2 protein-coding genes (1 of these 2 only partly in view) are annotated in these 13,959 nt (G+C 69.4%); both read left to right on the forward strand.

The window, feature by feature from the left end:
* Nucleotides 1–12,310 carry the final stretch of an InlB B-repeat-containing protein gene (locus tag D1643_RS00825; RefSeq protein WP_160707681.1) on the forward strand. 24,338 nt of this gene lie to the left of the window's left edge, so the window shows 12,310 of its 36,648 coding nt (coding positions 24,339–36,648); its start codon lies off the left edge, out of view; its stop codon occupies nucleotides 12,308–12,310.
* 836 nt (nucleotides 12,311–13,146) lie between these two features.
* Complete coding sequence (locus tag D1643_RS12170) at nucleotides 13,147–13,785, forward strand: SurA N-terminal domain-containing protein (protein WP_236643267.1); 639 nt, start codon at nucleotides 13,147–13,149, stop codon at nucleotides 13,783–13,785.
* Nucleotides 13,786–13,959 lie beyond the last annotated feature (174 nt).

A 13,959-nucleotide genomic window follows, 5' to 3' on the forward strand; every position in this document is an offset into this window, starting at 1 on the left:
GAACGTGGGCTGGAAGTGGGAGAAGGACGCGGCCACCGGCAAGTACGTCATGACGAGCGACGGCAAGCGCAAGAAGCTCCAGACCAAGGCCCAGATGCCCCAGGGCCTCTACTCCAACGCGGCCGGCATCATGTGCCACACCTTCGTGCTGGAGGACTTCACGCTTTCCACCATGGGCCTGCGTACCGTGGCCGACGGCCCGCTCGCGCAGGACGGCGGGGCCGATGGCGGCGACGCGGGCGACGGCTCGGGCGACGGCGATGGCGGCACCACCCAGGTGTCGAAGGAAGCCCACCTGAACCACTTCGTGTCCACCGTGCTGCGCTACGACGACACGAAGTACGCCAACCCCGAGCGCGACCGCGTGGGCTTCTACCGCGTGGCCGAGTACCCCACGCTCAAGCTGGACATGGAGCAGGCCTACTACAACGGCAACGCGTCCGAGCGCTACGAGTGGGTGGTGGGCCGCCCGGCCATCGACCCGGCCGCATCGCTCATGATGCGCTACAAGATCACGCTCACCAACCTGAGCACCGCCCAGCTCAAGGCCCTCGGCGTGGTGGGCCAGCAGGGCGACTTCTGCTCGAACCCCGACCTGTCCATCGTGCTGCCCTTCATCGAGGGCTTCGGCGCGGCGGCCACCATGTCGGGCAAGTCGTTCCAGTACGTGCCCTATGCGGAGAGCCTCAAGACCGATGCCTCGGGCAAGCCGCTGAGCCCGCTCAACATCGGCTACCGCGATGAGGCGGAGACGCACATGGTGGACATCCTGGACGAGAACGGCAACCCGCTCAAGGACGAGGACGGCAACACCTACCAGGAGGTCGTCTACGACCGGTACGCCCAGAACCTGGACGGCAAGACGCCGCTGTGGACGTGGCACGTCGAGAAGCTCGACGACAGCTTCGTGTCCCAGGGCGTGGTGGAGAACCCCAACGTCACGTTGACCCAGCCCACCGTGGGCGGCAGCCTCACCACCGCCGACAAGCTGGGCTCGGTGAGCTCGGGCTACAACCGCAAGTTCATGAACTGGCGCTTCACGTCGGCGGCCGGCGGCAACATCCGCGGCACGCTCCAGCAGGGCGAGGCCGTCATCATCGAGATGATGATGCCCATCCGCGCGGACGCCAACTCCTCCATCAGCTCCGACCTCATGACCACCACCGGCTATGCCTACAAGTCGGGCAACTACAACCCCTATATTCCCACCCAGCAGGGCAACAACAAGACGGGCTTCATCCTTGACACCCGCGACGTGAACCTGGACAACAACACCAACGAGATGCTGCTCTCCCTGCAGCTGGAGGGCGCGGGCTTCGTGGCCAACACGGCCCAGGCCCAGTCGAAGTTCTCGTCGTCTGACCTGGGCACCCTCTACACCCAGGCCGTCAACGGCCCGGTCATGGTGGGCGAGGGCGGCAACTACGACTACCTGTCCCGCGCCGAGAACCTGGGCGCGAGCGATGCCATCGCCAAGCAGTACGTCCATGCCGTGCTCTTCGACGTGCTGCCCTACGAGGGCGACCCGAAGGTGCTCGACGGCGGCTTCGAGTACAACGAGGCCGGCGAGCCGGAGCGCGTGGCGGTGCCCCGCAAGTCCACCTGGCACGGCTGGGTGGAGGACCTGGATTCCGTGAAGGTGATGAGCTTCGACCCGCGCGACGCCGATCACCCCAACGGCCGCGAGCTGATCAGCGAGGGCCCGAGCCGCGAGGTGAGCGTGTGGGCCGGCCCCTATGAGGTGACCCGCGACGCCAAGGGCAACGTGACCCACGTGAAGGCCCTGGAGGCTGACGCGCTGCCGGCGCTTTGGAAGCAGCCGAGCCAGGCGCTCCAGCTCCAGGCCATCAACGAGATGCGCGAGGACCCGACTGGCATGCGCCTGCGCGAGGCGGGCCTCATGCCGCTCGAGGAGCTCAAGGCCTACGTGGAGGCGCATCCGGACGAGTCGCTCAACCTGCGCCACGCCCTGCGCGGCTTCTGGGTGCAGGCCGAGAAGGACAGCGTGTACCTGCCGCCCACCGGCTACATCTCGCTGGCCTACGACATGCATACGCCGCTGAACCTGCCCAAGTACCTGGGCTCGACCACCGGCGACGCGCTGTTCGACATGAACCTCGACATCACCGACCCCAACCTGAACCCGAACGGCGCTGCCCGCCTGGCCGAGGTGACCCAGTGGAACAGCTTCGCGCAGCGCGTCAACGTCACCGGCGCGGACGCCCTGGGCGACGCGTCGGCCCGCCTGGTGGAGAACCGCCAGGCTGGCGCCGTGGTGGCTGCGCCCGACGAGCGCGGCTACGTGGGCGACTATGTGTGGATCGACCTCAACTGGGACAAGTTCAAGAACGACACGAAGGACGGCGCGCCCGTCACCACCGACGCCCAGGGTCGCCCGACCACCTACCACAAGGGCCCGAACGGCCGCTACATGCTGGCGACCGACACCGAGTACGACGAGGCCACGGGCACGTGGAAGGGCGTCTACGAGGGCACCGACGAGGACGGCAACCCGGCCACGCTGCGCAGCGACGATATGCTGAAGGACCTGGACTTCGACGGCGAGACCAACGACCCCGGCGTCAACGGCGTGGTGGTGGAGCTGCTCAACGAGAACGGCTTCCCCGTCAACCGCGACGGCCAGGTTCCCCTGTGGCTCGAGGGCGCGGCGGGCGATGGCACCGGCCGCTGGATCCAGTGCGACCCGGTGACCGGCGAGCCTCTGCTCAACGCCGGCGGCGGCTACATCAACGCCGACGCGGGCGGCCCCTACACCTATACCACCGAGAGCGACTACTACGGCAACCAGGGCTACTGGATCATGTCGAACATCATTCCCGGCAAGTACAAGCTGCGCTTCACCTTCCCCAAGAAGTACTCCGGCTACACGCTGACCACCCTGGCCATCGGCCCGGACAAGGACGGCGACGGCGAGGCTGACTACGTGATGGACATCGAGCACCGCGCCGACGACCCGGACACCCCGGACGTGGACGAGACGGCGCTCGTGGCCACCACGGCCGAGGCGTTCGAGATTCGCCCGGTGGCCTACGACAAGGACTACTTCCTCGATCCGGCCAACACCGACGTGTTCGAGAACCCGGAGCGCATCCACCGCGCCTACGACGCCGAGATGACCAGCTACCAGGTGGGCATCAGCGCGCCCGTCACCGTGGAAGGCGTCACCTTCCGCGACGACATGTACGACGGCGGCATCCCCATGGACGACCCGGAGGACCCGAGCGACGACAACATCGACCTCATCGACGGCTACCTCGACCGCCAGAAGGACCAGAACGACCCCGACTCGGCGCTCCAGTACCAGAAGGAGCAGCGCCTGGCCAACATGCAGGTGTCGCTCTACGAGTACAACCCAGAGACCGGCGAGGTGTCCAACGAGGTGGCGCTCGACGCCGAGGATAAGCCGGCCACGTTGCTGACCGGCGAGGACGGCACGTTCAGCTTCAACATGAAGCCGGATCGCTACTACCTGCTGCGCTCCGAGGACGCCCTGGGCACGCGCCTCATCAAGCCGACGCCCTACCTCTACACCAAAGACCCGCTGGAGGCGCCCGAGCATAACAGCCTGCTCGACTTCATCGTGGCCCACTGGGCCGACCTGGGGCTGACCGCCGCGCCCACGCATCTGAGCGACCTGACGGACGCCCAGCTTGCCGCGGCCGAGGCCAAGTACAAGACCGACCCGTGCGGCGTCTGGGACAACGACCTGTACCTGAAGACCTACGTGGTGCCCAACCCCGACTTTGACGACCGCTACCCCGAGTCCGAGAGCAACAGCCGCACCAAGAAGGCGGTCAAGGGCGAGTGCTATCCCATCTTCGCCGCCATTCCCACCGACGAGGACGGCCACGCCATCTACGAGGACAACGAGGAGTGGAAGGGCTTCAAGGTCTACCGCAAGTTCGGCCTGGGCTACGTGGACGCCACCAAGGGCTACCTGGGCAACTACGTGTGGAACGACCTCAACTACAACGGCGTGCAGGACCTGCTGGAGCCCGGCGTGCCCAACGTGCGGGTGACGCTTGAGCAGTACTGGTGGAACCCGGACGCCATCGCCAAGGGCAAGGGCGCCTGGCAGCTGGTGGAGCGCACGCGTAAGTTCAACAAGCAGACGCAGGAGTGGGAGTGGGCTCCCAAGGAGCATTCCACCCGCGTGACCAACAACGCCGGCCAGTACGTGTTCGCCGGCCTGCCCACCTACGTGCCCGACCCGCTTGACGACGACCTGGACAAGATGGACGAGGACAAGGTCAAGTACCTGGCCGGCTACCGTCTGCGCATCGATCGCAAGAACCTGCTGACCCTGGGCACCAACTGGGGCTTCACCTTCCGCAACACCACGAACACCACCGACGACCCGGCCGACGAGCAGGATTCCGACCTCAAGACCACCGTCATGAACGGCCCGCTGGACGGCGCCACCAAGGATCCGACGAGCGGGGCCATCGTCACCGTGCCGGTGTACTACCTCAACGCCCCCACCGACGGGCTGCGCCCCGACGTGGAGATGGGCCTGGGTACCGACTCGATGATCGTGCTGGCCGGCGCGCCCACCGAGGAGACCCTGTTGGAGAACACGGTGACGGTGCGTCCGTCCGCCGGCATCTCCTACACCTACGACTTCACCAACGCCCAGCGCTTCGAGAACTGGGACGCCGGCCTGGTGGCCGTGCCCGAGGGCGCCATCTCCGGCGTGCTGTGGGAGGACGCCGACTACGACGGCATTCGCAAGATCGACGAGAACCCGACCGACCCCGACGCGGGGGCGACCGACCCGACCGACTCCGACGCCGGCGAGGACGGCGACCCGGCTGACCCCGACGCGGGGGCGACCGACCCCGACGCGACTGACCCCGACGCGGGCGACGGCGACGGCGGCGACGGTGACGGCGGCGACGAGCCTGTCGACCCGGACAACCCGGGCGCGGTGGAGAAGCCGGAGATCCCCGAGGTCGAGAAGCACGACAAGCCCATGCCGGGCGAGAAGGTGGTGCTGACCCAGTGGTACTGGGATCCGGCGGCCGTCAACGATGCCGGCGGCGTGGGGGCCTGGAAGCAGAACCTCACCTTCGGATCTGACCTGCGCACCTCGCACGTGGCGGGCAGCGTTCCCGTGACCATCAACAACCCGGACTACCCGGGCACCGGCCTGGAGACCACCCCGCCGGAGGAGAAGATCACCGTCGACTTCGAGATGCGTGTGCCTAACGTCACGGGCGGCGTGTCCAAGGACGTGGTGAACTGGAAGTACGGCCTGGATGGCACGGTGGATACGGACAAGGTGGGCGCCCTGCTCGAGGCCGCCCTGAACCAGTCTGCCTGGGATAGCCTGGTGGACGGCTCCTTCGACGCCGACGAGTGGGGCAAGCTCGGCGACGGCGAGGTGGGCGTCTACACCGACGAGAACGGCGAGTACCTCTTCGACAACCTGCCGACCGCCTACACCGATGCCGAGGGCGCGCACTACCTGGCGTCCTACCGCGTGAAGCTCTACGAGACCCACGTGGACTATGACGGCACCGGCCCCGGCGGCACCGGCAACCCGGACGACGACAACTACTGGCTGCTCACCAAGTCCCACATCGGCGAGGATCTGACCATCGACTCCGACGTGCTGTCCTCGGCCACCCTGGCCATCGAGGACCGCGACGCCGTGGACGCGACCGACCGCGACCGCTACACCCGCGTGAACGACGGCCAGGTCATCCTGGCGGCGCCGGTGGCCACGCCCGACGGCAGCCACGAGAGCCATGTGCGCGTGCCGGCCAGCCAGCTGACCGAGGGCGCGCCGGCGGCCTACGACTGGCTGACCATCCGCAAGGACGGCGACGACGTGGAGATCCGCGAGGTGGAGGCCGACGACGGCACCACGTCCCAGCTGATCGTGTTCCGCGGCGGCGACGCCGGCCAGCTGCCCGCGCCGCGCCGCGACATCTCCGGCGTGGTGTGGAACGACGTCAACTCCAACGGCATCCAGGACGCCGGCGAGCCGGGCTATGCCAGCACGCTCATCCAGATCGAGCTGCTGCGCTTCGTGCCCGATGCTGACGCGCCCGACGGCTGGAGCCCCGATCCCAGCTGGACCCCGCGCCTGGAGTACCCGGGCAAGGGCGGCTGGTTCTGCTTCGAGGACCTGCCCTCCCAGCGTCGCGAGGCCGACGGCTCCACCACCATCTTCGCCTACCGCGCGTGGGTGAAGGCGGCGCCCGACGTGCGCTACACCCTGTTCATCGCCAAGTACCAGCAGGGCGACGACTACACGGTGGACTCCGACCTGCGCTACGACGACTCCTACCTCATGAACCTGACGGTGGACGAGTACGACGTGCTGCTGGACAAGCGCGTGCCCGAGTCCTTCGCCGACAACGTGGTGAAGGCCGCCCCGTCCAACAACCCCAACCAGGGCGACGGCCCGGCCGTGGCCACGGCCAACGCCCTCGGCCGCGTGATGCGCCTGGCGCGCGCGGCGAGCCCCCTCACCTACAACTACGACCTGGCCATGTCCTCCAGCCGCGATTCCAACGACGGCGGCGTGGAGATTCCGCCGTCGGCCGACATCGCCGGCTACGTGTGGAACGACCAGGACTACGACGGCCTGATCGACGAGGACGAGGAGCGTTTCGAGAACAAGACCATCACCCTGCACCGCTGGTACTACGACCCGGCCGACGGGCAGTGGAAGAAGCCCGGCGCCGACGCCGGCTTCGATGCGGTGCGCACCATGCAGACCGACGCGGACGGCCACTTCCTGTTCGAGAACATGCCCGTGTCCATGCGCGTCGACGACACCGAGCGCTGGTATTTGCAGGGCTACACGCTGGAGATCGACGGCCGCGAGAACGAGCCTACGGGCGTGGGCGGCCGCCCGGTCACCCTGTGGCAGCAGATCAACGACCCGGACAACCCGGGCGATGATGAGAAGGTCAACTCCAAGGCGGTGCGCCCGGTGAACGTCCCGGCGTCCGACAAGGCCCTCTACGACCTGGAGAACAACTATCCCATCACCTACAACCTGGCCGTGGACGCCGGGGCGCCGGTGGTGGACGGCCGCCTGGTGCTGTGCAACCCGGCGGTGGAGGGCAGCGGCACCGAGGAGGAGTACATCGTCCGCGGCTACGACATCACCAGCCCGGCCGACCGCATCCACATGAACGCCGGCTTCGGCAACTTCCAGACCACCACCCTGCGGGGCGTGGTGTGGAACGACGTCAACTACAACGGCATCCGCGAGTACGCGGCCGACCGCTTGGGCGACGACCCGATCGACGCCGACGACGTGGTCATCGGCGAGGCCGGCCTGGCGGGCATTGAGATGCGCCTGACCCGCTGGCTGCTCATCGACGGGAAGTGGACGCCGGACGGCAACTTCGCGACCGACTTCGCGGAGGAGATCGCGAACAGCACGGGCACCGACGCCGAGATGTACGCCAACGGCGCCGACCCGGACGACCCGGCCGTGTACGCGCGGACGGGCGCCGACGGCGTGTACGAGTTCAACGAGCTGCCCGGCTTCGTGCCCAAGGGCACCGGCAAGGACAAGGACGAGTTCTACCTGGCGGCCTACCACATGGAGGTCGTGCGCGACAACGTCACGTCCTCGAGCGTGGTCACGCGCTTCCACGTGGAGGATGCCACCATCCGCACCGACTCCGACCTGGCTACCGACATCGACGACGTGACGGCTGACACTTCGAGCAACTACCACCTGTTCGAGACGTACCCCATCGTGCTGCCCGACGGCACCGAGAACGGCCAGCGCAGCGAGGGCCTCATCATCGTGGCCAAGCCGCGCAGCGACCAGCGCGCCTCGCAGTACAAGGTAGTGGCCAACGGCGGCGAGTACGATCCGCTCGACCCGATGGTGGACTACCGCGGCGGCGACGCCGGCTTCAAGGTGCCCTCGCCGGTGGAGATTGCCGGCACGGTGTGGGTGGACGCGGACGGCGACGGCATCCGCAACTACCAGACGGCTGAGGACGGCACGCCCGAGGCGGACGAGGACGGCAACCCGCTCTACGCCGAGCGCGGCCTGCCCGGCCAGAAGGTGGAGCTGCGCCGCTACTGGTACGACGTGAAGACGCGCACGTGGATCTTCGACGAGCGCCTGAACCCGGCTAACGGCGGCGTGGCCGAGACCACCACCGATGCGGAGGGCAACTGGATCTTCGAGAAGCTCCCGGCCTTCGAGGTGCTCACCGAGGACAGCGGGCTTTTGCCTGCCGACGAGGAGTCGCGTCCCGTGGTGTTCGGCTACCGCGTGAACATCCCGTCGGTTCCCGACGAGTACGCGGTGACCGACCCGAACGTCGGCGACGCCACGGTGGACTCCGACCTGGACGAGACCACCACGCGCATCCTGCCCGACGACCCGCAGAACGGCCTGTTCGTTCCCATGCAGGAGGCCGAGGCCGACGAGGACATGGCAACGCTCATCGCCGGTCCTGCGGAGAGCACGTGGGAGAACCCCGATCACGTGGGCCTGTGGTCTCAGGCCAACGTTGAGAGCAGCTATCACAACGACGCCGGCCTGGTGCCCTACGCGGGCGCGGTCATCGCCGGCATGGTGTGGAACGACAACAACCTGGACGGCATCCAGGACGCCTCCGAGGAGCCGCTGCCGCTGGGCACGGTGTACCTGGAGCGGATGCTGGTGCCGGAGGCGGAGGCCCCCGTCGATCCTGACGTGCTGGCCCTGCAGGGCTGGACGCTGACGGACGGCGCGGCCGGCTCGAACCTGGACGGCGTGACCGGCGAGCCGCTGGTGAAGGCCGATCGCATACCGCCGAAGACCCGCGCGGCCGCCGCGCGCGCTGGCCTGGCCGCGCCGCTGGACGTGCTGGCGGATGCCGTGGCGCCGGCGGATGGCGTCGACCCCGATGCGGGCGATCCCGACGCGGGTGCGCCTGACGCGGGCGATCCCGATGCGGGCAACCCGGATGCGGGCGCGGACGGCGATGGCTCGGGCGACGGTGCCGGCGACGGCGACGGCTCGGGCGACGGCGATGCGACCGTGCCGGATGAGGGCGATGGCAGCGAGTGGGTCACCATCTCCCAGCGCAAGATCGGCGCGGACGGCCGCTATGCGTTCGCCGGCCTTGACCTGGTGAACGACGAGGGCAAGTCCTATCGCTACCGCCTGCGCTACGAGAAGCCGGACGGCACGTTCTACGCGCCGCTCGACATGGGCGACAACGACGACGTGGACAACGACTGGTTCCCCGTGGTGGAGCCTGAGAACCCGACGGTCGACCTGTCGCCCCTCATGGGCACCACGCAGGCCTACGAGGTGGTGAAGCCGCTGTTCGGCAACACGGTGAACGCCTACGGCCAGCTGTGGCAGGCCCACCGTCCCATCAACCATCAGGACGAGGAGGACGAGGACGGCAACCCCACGGGCAGCTCCGTCGACTTCGGCTTCACCTACCCGCCGACCGTCAAGATTGCCGGCACGGTGTGGGAGGACGCCGACCACGACGACCTGCGCAACTACGAGCTGAAGGAGGTGGCGCCTGAGGAGGGTGCCCCCGAGGACGCGGAGCCGAGCTACGAGCGTGACTACACCGAGGACGGCATCGAGGACGTCTACGTCGAGCTGCGCCGCTACTACTTCCTCCCCGAGGAGTTCACGGCCTTCGATCCCGACGAGCTGGACAAGCCGGAGGGCCCGGACGCCCCCGATGCGGGCGACGAGCCCGAGGCGCCGGGCGTGGGCGACGGCACGGGCGACCCGGATGCGGATGGCCCGGATGCCGGCGATCCCGATGCGGGCGGCGACGCGGGCGATCCCGATGCGACCGATCCCGATGCGGGTGACCCTGACGCGACCGACCCTGACGCGGGTGACCCGGATGCCGGCCCTGATGCGACCGACCCCGACGCCGGGACGACGGGCCCCGAGGTGACCGATCCCATCGATCCCATCGTGTCCGAGGGCGATCCCGTCCTGGTGGCCCTGGCCTTCTTCCAGGAGCCGCTCATGGGCGCCGCTGCGGACGCTGTGGCGGGTACGGTTGACGGCGAGGCGCTCGAGCCCGAGCCGGAGCCCGATACCGATCCGAACTACGACCGCTACGACCTCGGCAAGGGCCAGTGGGTCTACGACGAGGCCTTCAACGTGACCGGTCCTCTGGACGGCGTGCCCTGCACGTGGTCTGACGAGGACGGCTACTGGGAGTTTGACGGCCTGCCCACCACCGGCGTGGTGACCATCGACGGCGAGCAGCACCGCGTGGTCTACGGCTACCGCGTCAACGTGCCGGTGCTGCCCGAGGACTACGAGGTGGCCGCGCTACGCGTCGGCGACGACCGCACGGTGGACTCGAGCCTGGACGAGGCCAACACGCGCCTCGTGCCCGACCTGGCCGACGGCGGCGCCTTCGGCCTGGTGGTTCCCGCCAAGGGCTCCGACGGTACCGAGGACAAGCTGTCGCTGGTGAAGGACGGCCCCGGCGGCGTGCCCCGCTCGCTGGCCGTGGGCCATGACAGCCTGGAGAACGACAGCGGCCTCGTTCCCTACCAGAACGCCGTCATCAGCGGCGTGGCGTGGAACGACGCCGACGAGGACGGCCTGCGCCAGGAGGGTGACGAGATTCTGCCCGGCATGACCGTCCGTCTGGAGCGCAAGCTGGTGGATGACGAGCCGGCCGACGTTCCCGCTGGTCGCGGCCAGTACCTGACCGACGGTGCGGCGGGCAGCGACCTCACCACGCCGGGCGACCCGCTCGAGAAGGCGGAGCGCGGCCAGGTGCGGGTGCCGGTCAAGGGCTACGGCGAGGAGGAGCCCGACGAGCCGACCGGCCCGGTGGATCCGGACGATCCCGGCGTGCCGGGCGAGCCGGACGACCCGGAGGGGCCGACCGACCCGGATAACCCGGACGCCCCCGGCCCCGGCGGCGATCCGGACGACCCGAGCAAGCCGACCGACCCGGACGCCCCCGGCATCGACACGCCCGACCCGGACGACCCGCTGGCCGACCTGGGCGCGCTCGACCCGGCGGATGCCGCCCTCGTGGTGGCGGATGCCGACCCGGCTGCGGCTGCCCTGGCCCTGGCCGAGCTGAACGTCGGCGACGCGGCGGCCATCATGGCGCTGCTTGACCCGGCCGACGCTGCGGCCGTGGCTGACGTCATGGACGTCGCGCTGGCCGCGGGCGTCATGTTCTCCCTCGATCCGTCCGTGGCTGCGGCCATGGTGGATGCCATGACCCCGGCTCCGGCCGCCGAGGCCCTGGCCGCCGTCGACCGCCCGGTGGCGGCCGCCGTGCTGGCCCAGGTGGACGCGGCTCAGGTGGCGTTGGTGCTGGCCGCCATGGATCCGCAGGTGGCCGACGAGATCGTGGCGCTGCTCAATCCGGAGGTCGAGGCGCCGGCTCTGGCCTCCCTGGCTGCTGGCGAGGCTGCGCATTCCGTGGCCGACCGCGTGACGCGCACCTTCTCCGCCGTGGCCGCCACCGCCGCCTCGGCGATGCAGGCGGCTGCCGACGGTGCCGCCTCGGCAGATGCCGCGGGTGACGCCATCGAGGGCGCGGGCGACAAGGGCGATGCTGGCGACAAGGACGAGCCCGCCAAGCCGTCCAAGCCCGCCGCGAAGCCCGACAAGCCCTACGAGACCTACGGGCTGAGCAGCAAGGACGCGGCCAACGCGGTGGTGCCCAAGAAGAACGAGTGGGCGCAGGTGGCCTCGAAGCAGACCGACGAGGAGGGCTTCTACAGCTTCAACAACCTGCCCCTGGAGGATGAGTACGGCCGCGCCTACGTCTACCGCGTGGTGATGGACAAGCCGGCCGAGGCCAAGTACGTGCCGGTGAACGTCGGCGGAGACGACAACGTCGACAACGACTGGGGTCCGGAGAAGGAGGGCGACGTCAAGGGCGTCACCAACCCGCTCAAGGTCTCCGTCCTGCGTGAGGTGGCCAAGTCCGTCAACCCGACGCCGGCTGATGCCGCCGCTCAGGCCGACGCCGTTGAGGGCGGGGCCGCGAGCCGTGCGGCCGCCGGGACGACCGGTGGCACGGCGGCTGGCGGATCGGCCTCGGCGAGCCACGTGAACGCCTACGGCCAGACGTGGCGCATGCACGAGCCCGAGAACTGGACGAGCGAGGAGCAGCGCTCCGTCGACCTCGGCCTCGCCTACGAGGGCGGGCGCGACCCCCTGCACCCGTGGCGCCTGGCCCTGCCCAAGACGGGCGACGGGCTGATGCTGCTGGCAGCAGCGGCTACGGCGCTGCTCGCCTTGTGCCTGGCCCTGCTGGCGCGTCGTCGCCGCAAGGCCGCCGACCAGCAAGACTAACCCGAGGGGCCGCCTGAGAAAGCGGCCCCTCCCTTTCCCGAACAGGAGCCCCCATGTTCCCACCCCCCATCCCCACCGCCGCACCCAGCAGCCCCGCCCCCTCCGCAGCGCCCGAGAACGGCACCCCCTCGACTCCTGTGGCATGCGCAGGCGACGCCCCCTCTGCTCCCGCGACGTGCGCGGACGCCGCCCCTGCGGCTTCTGCGGCTCTCTCGGGCATCACCCCTGCGGCTCCTGAGGCGCCTGCGGCCGACGCCCCCTCGCCCCTCGCGGCAGGCGAAAACGGCGCCCCCTCTGCTTCCGCGACGTGCTGCGGTGAGGCATTCGCGCTCTCCGCAGCGCGCAAGGCCACCGCCCTTTCGGCCCCCGCCGCCCTCGCAGCCGCTGCCCCCGTTTCTCCTGGGGCGGAAGAGAGCGCCGCTCCTTCGGTTTCGGCGGGGAGTCGCGACGGCGCCGTTCCCGCACCCTCCGAGACATTCGAAGGCGTCCCTCTGGCGCTCTTTCGAGTACGTAAGAACGCTATTCCCGCGGTTTCGTCTGCGTGCAAAGGCGTTGTTCCTCCGGCTCCGGCGGGGAGTCGCGATAGTGCGTCTGCGTGTTCCGCGGGCGGCGCGCCCGTGCTCCCTGAGGCGCGCGAGGACGGTGGCGCTGGTCGTGCGAGTTGGCGTGCGCGCGAGGCGAGCGCTCTGAAGGCTGTCTTCCTGCGGGCTGCCTTCCCATGGGCGGATCGTGCCCGTGCAGCGGGGCGAAGTGTTTCACGTGAAACATTCCGTTTCTCGGGTCGCCCCTTCTTTTCGGCGCGCTTCCCGTCGCGTTTGCTGGCCGTCTTGGCGGCGATGGCGCTGGCGGTGACGTGCGTGGGATGCTCTGGTGCCAACGGGACGGCTGCGACGGTCAATGGGACGGCCATTCCCGAGCAGGCTGTGACCGACTACGTGCAGAGCCTGCGCGCAACGCAGGGGCTTGAGGACGGTGCTGCGTGGAAGGCGTACCTGGAAGACAGCGGCCAGACATCGGAGGGCGTTCGCGACCAGGTGATCGACGTGCTGGTCTCGCGCGAGATCATGCGCCAGGGCGCCTCTGAGCTGGGCGTGCGTGTGACAGGCGAAGAGCTGGACGAGGCGGTGGCCGTGAAACGCCGCACCTACGAGTCCGACGAGCAGTGGCGCGAGGCCCTGGCTGCCGCCGGCCTGGACGAGAAGTCCTTCCGCGAGGAGACCGAGCTGGACCTGCTCTCCGCCAAGGTGACGCAGGCCCTTGCCGAGGATCCCTCGCTCGCCTACGAGGCCACACGCGACACGGACGACAGCGCCTACGACAAGGTGGGCGACGCCGCGTCCGGCGCCGGCGATGCCGTGCAGGACGAGGCCGCCCTCGAGTCCGCGCGCACCCAGGCGGCACTCGCCTGGATTGCCGACCTGCGCGCCCGCGCCGACATCACCGTGAATCCCTTCCCCAACGGCCTGCCGTACTAGAGCAGGCCACCCGCCCGTCCCGCCCAGGGCGCCCATGACTGCCCGCGATCGCCCGCCCCGCGCCCGCCTCACGACCGTCCACGTCCGCCCCTGCCTCTCCCAGCCCGCGGCACCCGCCCCCGCCCACGGCGTGCGCCCCCGCCCCCTACGCTTGCCCACAGCCCGGCGCCCCCC

The sequence above is a fragment of the Enterorhabdus sp. P55 genome (assembly GCF_009911695.1).
In the GTDB taxonomy this organism is placed as follows: Bacteria; Actinomycetota; Coriobacteriia; order Coriobacteriales; family Eggerthellaceae; genus Enterorhabdus.